General features: G+C 67.2%; 11 protein-coding genes. 5 read left to right on the plus strand and 6 right to left on the minus strand.

The genetic code is table 11. The features are described 5' to 3' along the window. Positions 1-8: 8 nt before the first annotated feature. On the minus strand, positions 9-920 hold the full coding sequence (locus JNJ68_RS03425; RefSeq protein WP_294978985.1) for a hypothetical protein: 912 nt from the start codon (positions 918-920) through the stop codon (positions 9-11). A 158-nt stretch (positions 921-1,078) separates the two neighbouring features. Next, positions 1,079-3,799 carry a preprotein translocase subunit SecA gene (gene secA, locus JNJ68_RS03430; RefSeq protein WP_294978987.1) on the minus strand — a complete coding sequence of 907 codons (2,721 nt, stop codon included), beginning with the start codon at positions 3,797-3,799 and terminating at the stop codon, positions 1,079-1,081. A gap of 182 nt (positions 3,800-3,981) precedes the next feature. Between secA and JNJ68_RS03435 the strand changes: the two genes are divergently transcribed. The 3 genes from JNJ68_RS03435 to JNJ68_RS03445 all read left to right on the plus strand — a co-directional run bounded on the left by JNJ68_RS03435 (position 3,982) and on the right by JNJ68_RS03445 (position 6,719). Then, entirely contained in the window at positions 3,982-4,824 is an 843-nt protein-coding gene (locus JNJ68_RS03435) for a peptidylprolyl isomerase (RefSeq protein ID WP_294978990.1), read from the plus strand. A 24-nt stretch (positions 4,825-4,848) separates the two neighbouring features. Beyond that, on the plus strand, positions 4,849-6,240 hold the full coding sequence (gene argJ / locus JNJ68_RS03440; protein WP_294978993.1) for a bifunctional glutamate N-acetyltransferase/amino-acid acetyltransferase ArgJ: 1,392 nt from the start codon (positions 4,849-4,851) through the stop codon (positions 6,238-6,240). Positions 6,241-6,320: 80 nt separating this feature from the next. After that, positions 6,321-6,719, plus strand: coding sequence for a (deoxy)nucleoside triphosphate pyrophosphohydrolase (locus JNJ68_RS03445; RefSeq protein WP_294978996.1), 399 nt, complete (start codon positions 6,321-6,323; stop codon positions 6,717-6,719). A gap of 190 nt (positions 6,720-6,909) precedes the next feature. On the opposite strand, the gene infB is transcribed toward JNJ68_RS03445, so the two are convergent. Genes infB through rimP form a run of 4 tightly spaced genes read right to left on the minus strand, consistent with a single transcriptional unit; the run spans position 6,910 to position 12,381 of the window. After that, a complete protein-coding gene (infB, locus tag JNJ68_RS03450; RefSeq protein WP_294978999.1) occupies positions 6,910-9,489 on the minus strand; it encodes a translation initiation factor IF-2 in 2,580 nt (859 codons plus the stop codon). Beyond that, positions 9,486-10,130, minus strand: coding sequence for an RNA-binding protein (locus JNJ68_RS03455; RefSeq protein WP_294979001.1), 645 nt, complete (start codon positions 10,128-10,130; stop codon positions 9,486-9,488). Before JNJ68_RS03455 ends, infB begins: the two co-directional genes overlap by 4 nt. A 22-nt stretch (positions 10,131-10,152) precedes the next feature. Next, positions 10,153-11,763, minus strand: a complete 1,611-nt coding sequence (nusA, locus tag JNJ68_RS03460) for a transcription termination factor NusA (RefSeq protein ID WP_294979003.1) — start codon at positions 11,761-11,763, stop codon at positions 10,153-10,155. A 12-nt stretch (positions 11,764-11,775) separates the two neighbouring features. Continuing rightward, on the minus strand, positions 11,776-12,381 hold the full coding sequence (gene rimP, locus JNJ68_RS03465) for a ribosome maturation factor RimP (RefSeq protein WP_294979005.1): 606 nt from the start codon (positions 12,379-12,381) through the stop codon (positions 11,776-11,778). Between the two features lie 254 nt (positions 12,382-12,635). Between rimP and JNJ68_RS03470 the strand changes: the two genes are divergently transcribed. Both JNJ68_RS03470 and JNJ68_RS03475 read left to right on the plus strand, forming a co-directional pair. Next, a complete protein-coding gene (locus tag JNJ68_RS03470; protein ID WP_294979007.1) occupies positions 12,636-14,435 on the plus strand; it encodes a BamA/TamA family outer membrane protein in 1,800 nt (599 codons plus the stop codon). Continuing rightward, on the plus strand, positions 14,435-17,953 hold the full coding sequence (locus JNJ68_RS03475) for a translocation/assembly module TamB domain-containing protein (RefSeq protein ID WP_294979010.1): 3,519 nt from the start codon (positions 14,435-14,437) through the stop codon (positions 17,951-17,953). Before JNJ68_RS03470 ends, JNJ68_RS03475 begins: the two co-directional genes overlap by 1 nt. The last annotated feature ends 8 nt before the right edge of the window (positions 17,954-17,961 follow it).

Raw genomic sequence — 17,961 nt, forward strand, 5'->3', positions numbered from 1 at the left:
ATCCGCACCTACTTCGGGGCGGCGAGTTTCGGGGCAGGCGCAAGATTCTTCAACACCAGAATGTCACCGGCAGTCCCGCACAGCGGAACACTGATCGTCCGTTGGGTCCGGGTGGCGCTTCCGCCGGCGGAATGGATGGTGTCCACCCGCAACGTCCGCCCGCAGGAGGCCGGGGTGATCCGCAGCTCTCCGGTGATCTGGGCTTCGCCCAGGGTCGGGCCGGGGACGGTATAGACCCGCGCGAGCACCGGCGACTGCACCGTCGGCAGGCCCAGCGCGATGACCCGCTGGTCGTCGCCGGTGACGGGGGCCGTGCTGCCGACCAGAACCTTGCTGCCATCGGTGACCCGCAGCTCCAGCTCGGCCGGGAGTTCCCAGACGAGGGCGAAGCGCGAATAGCTGGCGGCATCCGGGATCGCAACCTTGCCCAGTACCAGCCGGGACTCCTGTAGATAGACCGCCACCAGCGCATCGGCGCGCAGCGCGGGCAGCGTGACGGTCGCAAGGCCGTCAGCCTGGGTACGGGCCGAGAAGGCCAGCCCGGCATGTCGCACGACGAAGGCCTCGCTCCGGTTGCAGAGGGCGATCAGCGACAGCTGGATCATCGCGCCGGGCAGGGCGGCAAGCTGGAGTTCGGGACGACAGTGGTCCCCGCCCGCAGGAGGCGTCGTCGCCGCCACCGGGGTGATGCCGGTCAGATCGCCAGCGCGTTTGTCGCTGGGATTGTCGAGCGAGGCGGATTCAGGCACCGCCGAGACAGCCGGAGGTTCGGGCGAAGGCCCGCTCGTGGCAAGCCGGGCGGCAGAGACCAGAAGCGATTGCTCGACCGCCGGAGCCTTCAGCCGTTCCGCCGTATGGGCCGCTGCCGCAGCAATGACCAAAGCTGCGCCTACCTGAAATATCTTCTTGCCCAAAAGCATGGCAGCGCCCCGGCCCGAGAATCGTACTCGACGGGGGTAGTCCCCAATACTGGCGGAGAAATGGCAATATTGGGGAAGGTCACGCCGCTCCGACCGGATTGACGCAAAGGCAGGAACAACGCACTCCGGGTGCGGCTGGCCGGAATCAGCGGGCCGCCTCAGACGAGGCGACCGTGGCAATGCTTGAACTTCTCGCCCGAGCCGCAGGGGCAGGCGTCGTTGCGGCCGGGGTTGCCCCAGGTCGAGGGATCGGCCTCGTCGAACCCCGCCAGACGGGTCGCGGCGGCGGCAAGCGTCACCGGTCCGGCAGCCACCTCGACGGCCTTCGCCTGTTCGGCGGCAGCGGCCTGTTGCGCGGCCAGCATCTGCCGCATCATCGCTTCCTGTTCCTCCTGCGAAACCGGGCGGATGCGCGACAGTTGCTGCGTCACCTGCTCGCGGAGCGAGTTCAGCAGGCTCTCGAACAGCTGGAAGGCTTCGGTCTTGTATTCGTTCAGCGGGTCGCGCTGCGCATAGCCGCGGAAGTTGACCACCGACCGCAGGTGTTCCAGCCGCAGCAGGTGTTCGCGCCACTTGCTGTCGATGGCTTGCAGCAGAACCTGCTTCTCGATGGTCTGCATCGTGGTTTCGCCGAAGGCTGCCGTCTTCTCGGCCATCATCTTGTCCGAGGCCTCGATCACCCGGTCCAGGATCACGGCCTGGTCGACGCCCTCTTCGGCGGCCCAGGCGGCGATGGGCAGCTCGATGTTCAGCATCTCGCGGCAGGCCGCGACCAGACCGTCGGTATCCCAGGCGTCCGGGTAGGATTTCGGCGGCAGGTTCAGGTCGACCAGATCCTCGATCACCTGATGGCGCATGTCGGCGGCGACGTCGGCCACGTGATCGGCCTCCATGATCTCCATCCGCTGCGAGAAGATCGCCTTGCGCTGGTCGTTCATCACGTCGTCGAACTTCAACAGCTGCTTGCGGATGTCGAAGTTGCGGCCTTCCACCTTGGCCTGCGCCTTCTCCAGGCTCTTGTTCACCCACGGATGGACGATGGATTCGCCTTCCTGCATCCCCAGCGTCGACAGGATCTTGTCCAGCCGTTCCGACCCGAAGATGCGCATCAGGTCGTCTTCCAGCGACAGGAAGAAGGCCGACCGCCCCGGGTCGCCCTGACGGCCCGACCGGCCGCGCAGCTGATTGTCGATCCGGCGGCTTTCGTGGCGTTCGGTGCCCAGCACGAACAGCCCCCCGGCCTGCTTCACCGCCTCTTCCTCGCCGGTATGTGCCGCCTCGATCCGGGCGCGGATCGCGACATGGTCGCCTTCCGGGTCGGCGGCGATGGCTTCCATCACCTTGAACTCGACGTTGCCGCCCAGCTTGATGTCGGTCCCGCGGCCCGCCATGTTCGTCGCGATGGTGACAGAGCCCAGCTTGCCCGCATCGGCGACGATCTTGGCTTCCATCTCATGCTGCCGCGCGTTCAGCACCGAATGCGGGATGCCGTCCTTCTTCAGAAGCTCCGACAGTTGCTCCGACTTCTCGATCGAGGTCGTGCCCACCAGGATCGGCTGGCCCTTCTCATGCGCTTCCCTGATCGCCTTCAGGATGCCGTCGTATTTCTCCCGCGCCGAGCGGAACACCTGGTCGTGCTCGTCGATCCGCGCCACCACCCGGTTCGTCGGCACCTCGACCACGCCAAGCCCATAGATCTCGCGGAATTCCTCGGCCTCGGTCGCCGCCGTTCCGGTCATGCCACCCAGCTTGTCGTAGAGGCGGAAGTAGTTCTGGAAGGTCACGGAAGCGTAGGTCACGTTCTCGGGGTTGATCTTCACCCCCTCCTTCGCCTCGATCGCCTGGTGCAGCCCGTCCGACAGCCGCCGCCCCTTCATCATCCGCCCGGTGAATTCGTCGATCAGCATCACCTCGCCATCGCGGACGATGTACTGCTGGTCCCGGAAGAACAGCTTGTGCGCCCGCAGCGCCTGGTTGACGTGGTGCACGATGGAGGTGCTTTCCGCCGCATAGAGGTTCTGCCCCTCCGGCAGGATGCCCGCCTCGCGCAACAGCGCCTCGATGGCATCGTTGCCCTCTTCCGTCAGGGTCACGCCACGGGTCTTCTCGTCCACCGTGTAGTGCTCTTCCGTCAGCTGCGGGATCACCGCATCCACCGCGGTGTAAAGCGGGCTGCGGTCCTGGCTCGGGCCCGAGATGATCAGGGGTGTCCGCGCCTCGTCGATCAGGATGCTGTCCACCTCGTCGACGATGGCATAGGCGTGCCCGCGCTGCGCCATGTCCTCCAGCGAGTTCTTCATGTTGTCGCGCAGATAGTCGAAGCCCAGCTCGTTGTTCGTGGCATAGGTGATGTCGGCGCGGTAGGCCGCCATCTTCTCGGCGTCGGGCTGGTGCGAATAGACCACTCCCGTCGTCATCCCCAGCTGGGCATAGACCTTGCCCATCCATTCCGAGTCCCGCTTGGCCAGGTAGTCGTTCACCGTGACGACATGCACGCCCTTGCCGGTCAGCGCGTTCAGATAGGCCGCGAAGGCCGCGACCAGAGTCTTGCCCTCGCCGGTCTTCATCTCGCTGATATTGCCCTGGTGCAGGAACATCGCGCCCTTCAGCTGCACGTCGAAGGCCCTGAGCCCCAGCGCCCGCCGCGCGCCTTCGCGACAGTTGGCAAAAGCCTCCGGCAGGATCGCTTCCAGGCTTTCTCCGCCCTCCTGCACCCGCTTCTGGAACTCGCGCGTCTTCGCCACGATGCCTTCGTCGGTCAGCGCCTGGAACTCCGGCTCCAGCGCATTGATCTGCGCCACGATCGGACGGACGGACTTTACCTTGCGGTCGTTCGGCGTTCCGAACACCTTCCGCGCAAGCGATCCCATTCCCAGCATGTTCTCTCCGAGGCTTCTGACAGCATCGTGTGGCCCTTGGACTTGCCCGACCCCGCCACCTTCCATAGAAGAGCCAGTGTATGACCGGACGGCCCCGTTCCACGCGACTGTCGCGATGTAAGGGGGAAGGCCGGGATAGTCAACTTGGGCAGGCGGATCGCCCCGATCAGGAGTAGGTGAAAATGATGAAACGTGCTGGCTTCTGGGCGGCCTTCGCGCTGGCGGCGGTCCTGTCCGGTCCCGCGCTCGCCGAGGGCGAAACCGCCGAAACCGTGGTGGCTTCGGTCAACGGCACGAAGATCACCCTCGGCCAGATGATCGCGATGAAGGAATCCCTGCCGCCGGAATATCAGTCGCTGCCCGACGATGTGCTGTTCAAGGGCATCTATGACCAGCTGATCCAGCAGGAAGTTCTGGCGCAATCGGTCACCGGTCTTGGCCCCCGCGCCATCGCCACCCTCGACAACGAGAAGCGCGGCTACATCTCGGGCCTGGCCATCGACTCGATCGTCAAGGAAGCCGTCACCGACGAAGCACTGCAAAAGGCCTATGACGACCGGTTCAAGGACGCCAAGCCGCAGACCGAATACAACGCCGCGCATATCCTCGTGGCCACCGAGAAAGAGGCGAATGCGCTGAAAGAACAGCTGGCGGGCGGGGCCGATTTCGCCGAGCTTGCCAAGGCGAAATCCACCGACACCGGCTCGGGCGCCAATGGCGGCGACCTCGGCTGGTTCGGCCTGGGCATGATGGTCAAGCCCTTCGAGGAGGCCGTGGTGGGCGCCAAGGTCGGCGAAGTGACCGGCCCGGTGCAGACCGATTTCGGCTATCACTTGGTCCTGGTCAAGGAAACCCGCATCGCCGAGAAGCCGACGCTGGACCAGCTGCGCGACGAGCTGGCGGCCGAGGTCGAGAACAAGGCGATCACCGCGAGGATCGACGAGCTGACCAAGGGCGCGACCGTCACCCGCGAAGGCGAGGGTCTGGATCCGGCGATCCTGAAGAACACAGGCCTCATCGACTGACAGCACCGGCAAGAGGGAAGCATCATGGCGAAGACCGACTGGAAGGCCGAAGCGAAGGCGCTGAAGAAGAAGGTCCGCAAGCTGAAGGACAACCTGACCGCGGCGGCTGCCCCGGTGGCCGAGGCGGTGACGGAAGCCGTTTCCGGCGCGGTGGGCGAGGTTGTCGCAGCAGCGAAAAAGGCGCTGAAACCCGTCTCGCCACTGGCCCCCGCCAGCTTCCCCACCCTTCCCGCGATCAGGGGCGCCGAATTCGCCGCCGTCGAAGCCGGGGTGCGCTACCAGAACCGCAAGGACGTGATGCTCGTCCGCCTGGCGCCCGGCACCACGATGGCCGGCGTGTTCACCCGGTCTTCCACCCGCTCCGGCTGCGTCCGCGACTGCCAGGCCAAACTGGCGATGAAGGTTCCGGCGGATGCGGGCGCCGCGATCATCGTGAACTCCGGCAATTCCAACGCCTTCACCGGCAAGGTCGGGGATGAGGCGGTGGCCGCCGTCACCCGCGTGGTGGCCGAGGCTTTGGGCGTTCCCGCCTCCCGCGTGTTCTCCTCCTCGACCGGCGTGATCGGCGAGCCGCTGCCGTTCGAGAAGATCACCGCGAAGGTGCCCGACCTGGTCGCGGCGCTGAAGGAAGAAGCGGTGGAAATGGCCGCGCAGGCGATCATGACCACCGACACCTTCCCGAAAGGTGCTGCCGCCACCGTGCAGGGCGAAGGCGGGATGATCCACATTTCCGGCATCGCCAAGGGTTCGGGGATGATCGCGCCCGACATGGCGACGATGCTGGTCTATATCTTCACCGACGCGAAGATCGGCGCGAACCAGCTGCAGAAGATGCTCGCGCGCAACGTCGACGCCACCTTCAACTCGATCACGGTGGACAGCGATACCTCGACCTCCGACACCCTCCTCATCGCCGCGACCGGCCAGTCCAAGGCCGCCGAGCTGAAGGGCCCCGCGCTGAAAGCCTTCGAGACCGCTTTGGCGGGCGTCATGCGCGACCTTGCCCTGCAAGTCGTCCGCGACGGCGAGGGCGCAACGAAACTGGTCGAGGTCCGCGTCACCAGCGCCGCCTCCGACGAAGACGCGGCGAAAGTCGCCTTCGCCATCGCCAACTCGCCCTTGGTGAAGACTGCCGTCGCCGGCCAGGACCCGAACTGGGGCCGCATCGTCGCCGCCATCGGCAAGTCGGGGGCCGCAGCCGACCGCGACCGGCTGACCATCCGCTTCGGCGATATCCTGGTGGCAAGGAACGGCTGGCGGAACCCCGACTACAGGGAAGAGGACGGCACCGCCTACATGCAGGGGCAGGAGCTTGTCTTCGCCGTCGACCTCGGCCAGGGCCGCGCGAAACGCTCGGTCTGGACCTGCGACCTGACCTCCCGCTACATCGAGATCAACGCCGACTACCGCTCCTGATTTCATACTGGTGAAAGTATCCCACGGGGGTCCGGGGGTGTGAAACCCCCAGAGGCTTCCGTCCCGCGAAAGCCCGTCACATGAAGATCCTCCTCGTCTCCGCCGTCGCCCTGATCGACCCCGACGGCCGCGTCCTCCTGGCCCAGCGCCCCGAGGGCAAGTCGCTCGCGGGCCTCTGGGAATTCCCCGGCGGCAAGGTCGAGCCCTTTGAGACGCCCGAGGCCGCGCTGATCCGCGAGCTGAAGGAAGAGCTGGACATCGACACCTGGACCTCCTGCCTTGCGCCGCTGACCTTCGCCAGCCACACTTACGACGACTTCCACCTGCTGATGCCGCTCTACGCCTGCCGGAAGTGGCAGGGGACGGTCCGGTCGCTCGAAGGCCAGCAACTCGCCTGGGTCGCACCCAACCGCCTGCGCGACTATCCGATGCCCCCCGCCGACCTGCCCCTGATCCCGATCCTGCGCGACTGGCTCTGACCCGCCGCTCGTCGAAGCCCTTCGGGCACTCCTCGCCCGCCCCGCGAGGAGAAGCCGAAGGCGCACGACGAGCTGCCAGGAAGAAAAACGCCGGACCCAAAGGCCCGGCGCATATCTTAGCCAACGGTTAGCGTCCCCGCCCAAGCCCTTGAAAAGACTGGCCTCGAAATTCCGTCCACCGTGGACAGGATCACTCCAGCGTGCGCTGCACTTCCTCGCGCTCGAAGATCTCGATGACGTCGTTCTGCCGGATATCCTCGTAATTCTCGAAGGCCATCCCGCATTCCTGGCCCGAGATGACTTCCTTCACCTCGTCCTTGAAGCGTTTCAGCGTCTTCAGCGTGCCCTCGTGGATCACCACATTGTCCCGCAGCAGGCGCACCCCCGCAGACCGCCGCGCGACGCCCTCGGTGATCAGGCAGCCCGCAACCTTGCCGACGCCCGAGACCTTGAAGACCTCCAGAATCTTCGCATAGCCGATGAAATGCTCGCGTACCTCGGCCTTGAGAAGCCCCGAAGCGGCGGCTTTGATGTCGTCCACCAGATCGTAGATGATCGAGTAGTAGCGGATCTCGACGCCCTTCTGCGTCGCCGAGGCCCGCGCCGTCGCATTGGCCCGGACGTTGAAGCCGATGATCGGCGCCTTCGACGCCTCGGCCAGCGCCACGTCGGTGTCGGTGATCGCACCGACGCCCGAATGCAGCACGCGGACGCGGACCTCGTCGTTCCCGATCTTCTCCATCGCCTGGACGATGGCCTCGGCCGAGCCCTGGACGTCGGCCTTGATCAGGATCGGCAGCTCGGCCACCGACTGGTCGGCCTTGGCCTTCGCCATCAGTTGTTCCAGCGTGGTGGCGGCACCCGCAGCGGCGCGCTTGTCCTTGGCAGTCTTGATCCGGTAATCCGCGATCTCGCGCGCCTGGGCTTCCGTCTCGACGACGTTCAGAGTGTCGCCCGCCGAGGGCGTGCCGCTGAGGCCCAGCACCTCGACCGGAACCGACGGGCCGGCCTCGGGGATGGTCTCGCCCTTGTCGTTGATCAGCGCACGGACCTTGCCCCACTGTTCGCCGACGACGAAGATGTCGCCCTTGTGCAGGGTGCCGTTCTGCACCAGCACCGTCGCGACCGGGCCGCGGCCCACATCGAGCTTAGCTTCGATCACCGCACCCGACGCCGCCCGGTTCGGGTTCGCCCGCAGTTCCAGCACTTCGGCCTGCAGCGCGATGGCTTCCAGCAGGTCGTCCAGGCCCAGTCCGGTCTTGGCCGACACTTCAACGTCCTGCACGTCGCCGGACATCGCCTCCACCACCACCTCATGCTGGAGAAGGTCGGTGCGGACCTTGGTCGGGTTCGCCTCATGCTTGTCGATCTTGTTGATCGCGACGATCATCGGCACCTTGGCCGCCTTGGCGTGGTTGATCGCCTCGACCGTCTGCGGCATCACCGCATCATCCGCCGCGACCACCAGCACCACGATATCCGTCACCTGCGCGCCCCGCGAGCGCATCGAGGTGAAGGCCGCGTGGCCGGGCGTGTCGAGGAAGGTGATCAGCTGCCCATTCGGCGTCTTCACCTGATAGGCGCCGATGTGCTGGGTGATCCCGCCGGCTTCGCCGGTGGCAACGCTGGTCTTGCGGATCGCGTCGAGGAGGCTGGTCTTGCCGTGGTCGACGTGGCCCATGATCGTGACGATCGCGGGACGTGGCTGAAGATTCTCGTCCGAGTCCTTCACGGTATCGATGACCTGTTCCACGTCGGCGTCCGACACGCGGACGGCCTTGTGGCCGAATTCCTCGATCACCAGTTCGGCGGTGTCGGCGTCGATGGCCTGGTTCATCGTGACCATCATGCCCATCTTCATCAGCGCCTTGACCACGTCGGCAGCGCGTTCCGCCATCCGGTTCGCCAGTTCGCTGACGACGATGGTTTCCGGCAGCTGCACGTCGCGGCTCTGCTTCTCGGCCTTGTGGCCCAGACCCAATGCTTTCTGGCGGGCCTTTTCCTGCTTGCGCTTGATCGCGGCCAGGCTGCGCTGGCGGCCGCCCTCGTCCGAGATGGCGTCCGACAGCGTCAACTTGCCCGAGCGGCGGCCTTCGTCGCCACCGCGCTTGGCGCCACGGTCGGAGCGGTCGTCCTTCTCGCGGTCGGTCTTTCGGGGCGTCGGCAGGCCGGGCTTGGCCGAGGCCGGACCACGCGCGTCTTCCGCGGTCGGGGATGCCGGCGCGGCGCGGTCAGCCGGTTTGGCGGCAGCGGGGGGCGGAGTGGCCGAACGGGCACGGGTGCCCAGCACATCGGCCTTGCGGGCCTCGGCCGCCGCGATCCTGGCCGCAGCTTCGGCCTTGGCGGCGCGTTCCTCTTCCTCGGCCCTCAGGCGCAGGGCCTCGGCACGTTCGCGATCCTCGCGTTCCTTCGCCTCGATCTCGGCGCGGCGCTGAGCACGCTCTTCCTCGCGCGCCTTGTCTTCCTCTGCGCGGCGGGCGGCATCTTCGGCAGCCTGAGCCTTGTGGACCGCCAGGGCCTTCAGGCGGCGCTCCATCTCGGCATCGGAGATCCCGGCGGGTCGTTTCGACGGATCGCCAAGCCCGGTCGCAGCCGAAGGCGCGCCAGCGCCCGGCGCCCCCGGTTTCACCGGAGTGGGCACCACAACGCGCTTGCGTTTGGTTTCGACCACGACGCTCTTGGTCCGGCCATGGCTGAAGCTTTGCTTCACCTGTCCGGAACGGGGGGCGCCGCCAAGGCCAAGAGGTTTCTTGCCGTCAGTATCGGTCATTCGTTCTTCGTATCCTTCATGGCGGTCTCGCCGCCGTCATCCCCGCCGGTCTGCCCACGCAGGCCAGCGAGTTTTGCCGCTTCCTCTACAACACGGGACCTGAGTCCACCAGCGGCAAGCGCGGCGTGTATCGCACGTTCGCGCCCGAATGCCAAACCGATTTCCCCAGCCGAAAGGCAGCCGACAAAGCCCATTGCGCCATCGGGCGCGTGCAGCTTGGTCTTGCCCCGTTCCGACCCGTCGCTGGCCTGGATCAGCGTTGCCGCCGTGCCCTTGACCAGCCAGTCCTTCACCTTCTCGTAGCCGGTGACAGCCTCACCCGCCTTGCGCGCCATCGACAGCAGTTCGACCACCCGCCGGGCGACCAACACCTCGACCAGATCGGCCAGCCCTTCCGGCACCTTCACCGGCTGGCGGGCCGCGCGCGAGAAGAGATTCTTCTTCGCCGCCTTCTCGAGCGCCGCCCGATCCGCCGAGACATAGATGCCCCGACCCGGCAGTTTCCCCAGGATGTCAGGGGTGATCTGCCCATCGGGACCCAGGCAAAAGCGGATCAGCCCCGCCTTCGGCTGGCTTTCCCCGGTCGCAATGCACTTGCGTTCCGGCTCGTCCCTGTCCTTTTCCCGGCCGCCGCGCGTCAACGCGTGTCCCCGAGGCCTGAAATCAGGCCTCGGCCTCCCCGTCGTCGGCAACCTCTTCCTCGGGTTGCTCCAGTTCGGTCGGGTCGACCCAGCCCAGCATGACGCGGGCGGTCATGATCAGGGTCTGCGCTTCCTCCAGCGACATGTCGAATTGCTCCAGCACGCCCTCGTCCTTCTTGCGCTGGCCGTTCTCCGTGGTCCAGCCGCCCGCCAGTTCCCAGTCGGCGCAGGTGGCGAAGTCTTCCAGGGTCTTGATCCCGTCCTTGGCCAGCGCCTCCAGCATCTGCGGGGTCAGGCCTTCGAAGTTGACCAGGCTATCCTCGACGCCCATCGCACGGGCGTTTTCCATCGCCTTGGCGTTGGCCGCTTCCAGATAGTCGCGGGCGCGGGCTTGCAATTCGGCGGCGGTGTCCTCGTCGAAGCCGTCGATGGACAGCAGCTCGTCCAGTTCGACGTAAGCCACCTCTTCCAGGTTGGTGAAGCCTTCGGCGACCAGAAGCTGCGCCATCATCTCGTCGACGTCGAGCGAATCCATGAACAGCTTGGTGCGTTCGGCGAATTCGGCCTGGCGGCGCTGCGATTCCTCGGCCTCGGTCAGGATGTCGATGTCGAGGCCCGTGAGCTGGCTGGCCAGCCGCACATTCTGGCCGCGACGGCCGATGGCGAGCGAAAGCTGCTCGTCCGGCACCACGACCTCGATCTTGCTGGCTTCCTCGTCGAAGACGACCTTCGAAACCTCGGCGGGTTGCAGGGCGTTCACCAGGAAGGTCGCGGTGTCCTGGTTCCACGGGATGATGTCGATCTTCTCGCCTTGCAGTTCGTTCACCACGGCCTGCACGCGGCTGCCGCGCATACCGACGCAGGCGCCGACCGGGTCGATGGAGTTGTCGTAGCTGATCACCGCGATCTTGGCGCGGCTGCCCGGGTCGCGGGCGACGGCCTTGATCTCGATGATGCCGTCGTAGATTTCCGGCACTTCCATCTTGAAAAGCTCGGCCATGAATTGCGGGTCGGTGCGCGACAGGAAGACCTGCGGCCCGCGCGGTTCGCGCCGGACGTCCTTGATGTAGCAGCGGATGCGGTCGCCGATGCGATAGGCCTCGCGGCCGATCTTCTCGTTCCGGCGCAGGATGCCTTCGCCCCGACCGATGTCGACGATGACGTTGCCGTATTCCTCGCGCTTGACGGCGCCGTTGATGATGGTGCCCTTGCGGTCCTTGAATTCCTCGAACTGGCGGTCGCGCTCGGCCTCGCGGACCTTCTGCAGGATGACCTGCTTGGCCGATTGCGCGGCGATCCTCCCCAGGTCGACCGGCGGGACTTCGTCGATCACCTCATCCCCGATCTGCGGGTCGGCGAGGTAGCTCTTCGCCTGTTTCACGGTGATCTGGGCGTGGTGATTTTCGATCAGGTCGTCTTCGGTGACGGTGCGGACACGGGTAAAGCTGGCACGCCCGGTCTTGCGGTCGATCTTCACTCGGATGTCCATCTCGGCGCCGTAGCGTGACTTGGCGGCGCGGGCGAGGCTGTCCTCCATCGCCTGGATCACCAGGTCGGGGTCGATCATCTTTTCGCGCGCCACGGCTTCGGCGGTTTGCAGAAGCTCAAGCTGGTTGGCGGAGGTGATGGCCATCGGGTTTTCTCCCTAGTGTTTCGTCTCGGGGGCGGGCTCGTCGTCCTCGTCCCCGTCGGTTTCCTCGATCTCGTCGAACTGGCCCTCGGTGGGCTCGGTCACCTTCTTCTGGCGCAGCATTTCGGTGATCAGCGCGTCGCTCAGGATCAGCTTGGCATCGGAGAGCCAGTCGAACTTCAGCCCGATGGTCACGTCCTCGCCGCCCTCTTCCAGGGTGATCAGCACCTCGTCGCCCTCCACCCCAGCCAGATCGCCCTTGAAGCGGCGGCGGCCGTCGATGAGTTCCGTGGTCTCGACCCGGGCTTCCCAGCCCTTCCACATCTCGAAATCCTTCAGCCGGGTCAGCGGCCGGTCGATGCCGGGGGAGGAGACTTCAAGGACATAGTTGTCCTCCAGCGGGTCTTCCACGTCCAGGACGGCCGAGACGGCGGTGGAGATGTCGCCGCATTCGTCGACACCGATGCCGCCATCCGGCCGGTCGGCCATGATCTGCAACACGCGCGTCTTGCCGCCCATCAGCCGCAGGCGGATGAGTTCGAAGCCCAAGCCCTCGATCACCGGCTGGACGATGTCGGCCAGGCGGCGGTCGATGGCGGTTTTGGCGACGAGATCGGTCATGGATTCCAGAAACAAAAAAGCGGACCCAGCGGCCCGCCCGTGACTTTCGGTAGCTTCAGGTTTGGACCCCGAAGCAGCTGTTGAGGTGCATATAGGCCGGTCGGGCCGAGTCTGCAAGGGACTTGCGCAGGCCGGGGACGGGAACCCAACTCCGCCCATGCGGTTTCCCCTGATTGAAGGGGTCGGCACAAGCTGCGATAGTCCGGGGGTATGCTGCCGATGAGGTCGTCGACGTGAATGCCGGTCGCAATGTCTTGCGGGCCCGAGGGGCCGTCGCTGCGGCCCTGATGGGGCTGGCGGCAGCCTCAGCGCAGGCGCTGGACCGTCTGGACATAAGCGTCGCGGGCGGGTCGGAGGACCTGCAGGAGGCGGTCGAAGCGGCCTCGCAGGTCCGCACCCTCAAGGCCGAGGGACAGACCGACCCGCAAGACCTGCTGGCCGCCGCGCGGGCGGACTATGCGCGAATCCTGGCGGCGATGTATGCCAAGGGGCATTATTCGGTCGACATCCGTATCCGGATCGACGGGCGAGAGGCGGCGGCGATCCCGGTGCTGGAGCCGCCGCAGGCCATTTCCGTGATCCAGATCGCGGTCGATCCCGGTGCGCCCTTCCGCTTCGGTGTCGCGCGGGTGCGGCCACTGGCGCCGGGAACCGAACTGCCGAAGGAATTCCGCGCCGGCGCCGTCGCGGAAAGCGGAGCGGTGGGCTCGGCCGTGGATGCGGCGATCCTGGCCTGGCGCGAGGACGGCCACGCCAAGGCCTTCGTCGCCTCGGAAGACGTGCTGGCCGACCATGCGGCGCGGCGGCTGGATGCGGATATCACGCTGTCGCCCGGCCCCCGCCTGCGCTTCGGGCATCTGGAGATCACCGGCGAGGAACGGATGCGCGAGCGGCGCATCCGCAAGATCGCGGGCCTGCCCGAAGGCGAGACCTTCAGCGAGTCCGAGTTGCGGATGGCGGAGACCCGGCTACGGCGGACGGGCATCTTCGCCTCGGTCGCGCTGACCGAGGACGAGCAGATCACCGCGCCGGACCTCCTGGGTGTCACTGCGACCGTGGTGGAGCAGAAGCCGCGCCGCTATTCCTTCGGGGTCGAGGTGGCGAGCCTGGACGGGGTGTCGCTCTCTGCCTCCTGGCTGCACCGGAACCTCCTGGGTGGGGGCGAGCGGCTGGGAGTTAAGGCTGATGCCACCAACATCGGATCGGGCGAAAGCGGCATCGACTATGGGCTTGAGGTCACGCTGGATCGTCCCGCCACGCTGACGCCGGACACGACGGCGGGGCTGGTGCTGGGCTTCTCGCACGAGGACGAGATCGACTATGCGCTGGATTCTGTGACCTTCGGCCTGAAGTTCTCGCACATCTTTTCCGAAACGCTCACTGCCCATGCCGGGCTGACCTACGACTATCTTGACGGGCGCGATCCCGGAGGGGACTTCACCTTCCGCAACCTTTCGCTGCCCTTTGGCGTGACCTGGGACAAGCGCGACGTGGCGAACAACCCGACGAAGGGATTCTATCTGGACGCCACCGCCAAGCCCTTCGCCGGGTTCGGCACCACCGGATCGGGCCTGCGGGCCACGGTCGACGGCCGGGCGTTCCGCAGCCTGGGCGAGCCGGGGAAGGTCGTGATGGCGGCGCGAGTTCAGGCGGGCGCTGTGCTGGGGTCCGACCTTTTGGAAACCCCGCGGGGCGACCTGTTCTTCTCGGGCGGCGGCGGCACCGTGCGCGGGCAGCCCTATCGCTCGCTGGGCATTGCGGTGACGCGCGGCCTGGGGCCGGAATTCCTGATCGGCGGCAAGTATTTCCTGGCCGGGTCACTGGAGCTGCGCGCCAAGGTCAGCGACAAGATCGGCGTGGTGGGCTTCGTCGACTGGGGCAGCATCGGGCTGGACGGGTTTACCGGGGGCAGCGCCGACAGCCATGCCGGGGCGGGTCTGGGGCTGCGCTACGACACCGGTCTCGGGCCGATCCGGCTGGACGTGGCTGCGCCGATCAGCGGCACCACCGGCGACGGGGTGCAGATCTACGTCGGGCTGGGGCAGTCGTTCTGATGCGGCGGGTCCTGTGCATCGCCCTTTGCCTGCTGCCCGGACTGGCCTCGGCGCAGGAGGACGACCGCGACTATCTGACCGCATTTCTGGAGGACACGCTGTCCGATGCCGGACGGCAGGTGACTGTAACGGGTTTCGCGGGCGCGCTGTCGTCGCGTGCGACGATGGAGCGGCTGACCATCGCCGACGACCAGGGTGTCTGGATCACGCTGAACGGGGTGGTGCTGGACTGGAGCCGCTCGGCGCTTCTCTCGGGCGAGCTGAACATCAGCGAGCTTTCGGCCGAGGAAATCATCATCGCGCGCCTGCCCGAGACGGACAGCGGCTCCCCATCGCCCGAGGCCTCTGGCTTCAGCCTGCCGGAGCTGCCGGTCTCGGTGCATATCGACCGGGTGGCGGCAGAGCGGATCGAGCTGGGGCCGGAGGTGCTGGGCCAGCCGGTCACGGGGACGCTGGACGCCTCGATGCAGCTTGCGGGCGGCGAGGGGCAGGCCAAGCTGGATCTGATCCGCACCGGGAACGGACCCGGCGGCGAGATCACGCTGGATGCCTCCTATTCCAATGCCACGCGGCAACTGGGGCTGGAACTGGTCGCCGAGGAGGATGCGAAGGGGATCGTTGTCAGCCTGCTGGACATCCCCGGTGCGCCCTCGGCCTCGTTGCGGGTGACGGGGGCGGGGCCGGTTGACGACTACACGGCGCAGATCGCGCTGGCGACCGACGGGGCCGAGCGGCTGGGGGGAACGGTGACCGTCCGGGGCGAGGAGGGCGGCTATCGCTTCCTCGCCGATGTGGCGGGCGACCTGGCCCCGATTCTGGCGCCCGAGCAGGTGGATTTCTTCGGGACCGAGGTGGCCCTGCGCGCCAATGCGCTGCGGTCCCCGGCGGGGCGGATCACCCTGGACGGGTTCGACCTGTCGGCCCGGTCGCTGAAGCTTTCCGGCAAGGCCGAGATCGCGGCGGACGGCCTGCCGGAATGGTTCGACGTGACCGGAACGCTCGCCTCGCCCGACAACACGCCGGTTGTCCTGCCCTTCGGCGCCGACACCCGCATCAGCCGGGCCGAGTTCCATCTGGCGACCAGGCCGGGCGACCGCGACAGCTGGTCGGGCGAGGTCTCGGTGGACGGGCTCGACCAGCCCGGCATGAAGATCGCCCGGATGCGGCTGGACGGGTCGGGCCGGGTGGGACGGACGCCTGCGGGCAAAAGCTTCGGCGGCACGTTCACCGTGCTGGCCTCGGGCATCGCGCCCGCGGACCCGGCGCTGGCGGAAGCGCTGGGGCCGGAGATCAGCGGGCAGGTGCGGATGCACATGCTGGAGGGCTCGGGCGCGCTGACCCTGTCCGGCATCCGGCTTGAGGGGGCCGGGCTGACCGGAACCGGCGCGCTGAAGATCGAAGGGCTGGAGGATGCCTTCCTGACCAGCGGCAGGCTTGCGGTCGAGGCCAGTGATTTCTCGCGCTTCTCGGGGATCGCGGGCCGCAAGCTGGGTGGCGCCGGGCGGCTGGAGTTGACGGGCTCGGCCAGCCGGTTGTCGGGGTTCTTCGACGCCGACATCGCGTTCAGGGGCACCGACCTGCGCGTGGATATCCCCCAGGCCGACCGCCTGCTGGCCGGGCCCTCGACCCTGACCGCCTCGATTCGCCGGGATGAGGGCGGAACGGTCCTGCGGTCGCTGGAGGTCGCGGCGAATGGACTGCTGGCGCGGGCGAATGGCAAGCTTTCTTCGACGGGATCGGACCTGGCGGGATCGGTCACGCTGGAGGATCTGGCGGTGCTGGGTCCGGGCTATGGCGGCAGGGTCGCGCTGGACGCCCGTTTCACCGGCACCCCCGAAGACGGGCAGGTCGCGCTGACCGGCACCGGCCAGTCGCTGCGGATCGGCAATGCCGAGGCCGACAAGCTTCTGGCCGGGACAAGCGCGCTGGACATTGCGCTGGCGCTGAAGGACGGCGTGGTGCAGGTGCAGTCGGCCAAGCTGTCGAACCCGCAGCTTTCCGCGACGGCCAGCGGCACGGTCGACGACAGCAAAACCACCATCGAGCTGAACGCGCGGCTTGCCAATCTTGGGCTGATCGTGCCCGAGGTGCAGGGGCCGCTGACCCTGTCCGGCACGGCGACGCAGGACGGCAGCGGCTATGTGCTGGACATCTCGGGCAAGGGGCCGGGACAGATCAGCGCGACGGTGGCGGGGCGCGTGGCGACCGGGTTCGACACGGCGGACCTGACGATCCGGGGCGCGGGCGAGGCGGGATTGGCAAACCTGATCCTCTCGCCCCGGTCGGTGTCCGGCCGCGTCGGCTATGACCTGCGCCTTGACGGCCCGATGGCGCTGCGGTCGCTGTCCGGGCGGGTGACGCTGTCGGACGGGCGGATCTCTGACCCCGGGCTGGGGCTTTCCCTACAGGACGTCGAGGCGATCGGGCAGTTGCAGGGCGGAAGTCTGCAACTGGCGGCAACCGCCGGGGTGTCCTCGGGGGGCAGGCTGCGCGTCGACGGGCCGATCGGGCTTGGCAGCCCGCAGAGTGCTGACCTGACGATCACGCTGGACCGCCTGCGGCTTTACGACCCCGAGCTGTACGACACCCGCGTCAGCGGCAACCTTGCACTGAAAGGCCCGCTGACCGGCGGCGCACTGCTGGCGGGGAACCTGAGCCTTTCCGAGACGGAAGTGCGGGTGCCCTCCTCCGGCTTCAACTCGGCGGCGGCGCTTCTCGACATCCGCCATCTCCGCGAGCCGGGCGCGGTGCGGGAAACCCGGCGCAAGGCGGGGCTGCTTGGCGATGGCAGCGCGTCCCGTACAGGGGGCGGAAGCACGCGGCCCATCGCGCTGGACCTGACCATTTCGGCCCCGAGCCAGATCTTCATCCGGGGCCGCGGGATCGACGCCGAACTGGGCGGCGAGTTGCGGCTGCAAGGCACGACGGCGGATGTGCGGCCCTCCGGCGGCTTCCAGCTGATCCGGGGGCGGATGGACATCCTCGGCCGCCGCCTCGTCCTGTCGCGCGCCGACCTGGTGCTGGAGGGCAGCCTCGTGCCCGACATCGGCATCGAGGCCTCTACCGAAAGCGACGGGATCACCAGCACCGTGGCGGTCGAAGGCCCGGCGGACGACCCGGTGGTCCGCTTCACCTCTTCCCCCGAGCTGCCGCAGGAAGAGGTGCTGGCGCGCCTCTTGTTCGGGCGCGGGCTGGACAAGATCTCGGCCCTGCAAGCGGCGCAGCTGGCGAATGCCGTGGCCGTGCTGGCCGGACGCGGCGGTGTCGGCCTCGTCGGCAATCTGCGTCGCAGCTTCGGGCTGGACGATCTGGACGTGACCACCGACGAAAATGGCAGCGCGGCGCTGAAGGCGGGGAAGTATATCTCGGAGAACGTCTATACCGAGATCGAGGTCGACCAGGAGGGCAAGAGCCGGATCAACCTGAACCTCGACCTGCGCGAGGGGGTGACGGTCAAGGGCCGCCTGGGCGCCGACGGGCAGACCGGCATCGGGGTCTATCTGGAACGGGACTACTGAACCGAGGG

The sequence above is a fragment of the Tabrizicola sp. genome (assembly GCF_016793705.1).
GTDB lineage: Bacteria > Pseudomonadota > Alphaproteobacteria > Rhodobacterales > Rhodobacteraceae > Tabrizicola.

Coding starts and splice junctions, on each gene's coding strand:
- JNJ68_RS03435 (WP_294978990.1), top strand. CDS start 3,982: ATGATGAAACGTGCTGGCTTCTGGGCGGCCTTCGCGCTGGCGGCGGTC.
- JNJ68_RS03445 (WP_294978996.1), top strand. CDS start 6,321: ATGAAGATCCTCCTCGTCTCCGCCGTCGCCCTGATCGACCCCGACGGC.
- secA (WP_294978987.1), bottom strand. CDS start 3,799: ATGCTGGGAATGGGATCGCTTGCGCGGAAGGTGTTCGGAACGCCGAAC.
- rimP (WP_294979005.1), bottom strand. CDS start 12,381: ATGACCGATCTCGTCGCCAAAACCGCCATCGACCGCCGCCTGGCCGAC.
- nusA (WP_294979003.1), bottom strand. CDS start 11,763: ATGGCCATCACCTCCGCCAACCAGCTTGAGCTTCTGCAAACCGCCGAA.
- JNJ68_RS03475 (WP_294979010.1), top strand. CDS start 14,435: ATGCGGCGGGTCCTGTGCATCGCCCTTTGCCTGCTGCCCGGACTGGCC.
- infB (WP_294978999.1), bottom strand. CDS start 9,489: ATGACCGATACTGACGGCAAGAAACCTCTTGGCCTTGGCGGCGCCCCC.
- JNJ68_RS03425 (WP_294978985.1), bottom strand. CDS start 920: ATGCTTTTGGGCAAGAAGATATTTCAGGTAGGCGCAGCTTTGGTCATT.
- argJ (WP_294978993.1), top strand. CDS start 4,849: ATGGCGAAGACCGACTGGAAGGCCGAAGCGAAGGCGCTGAAGAAGAAG.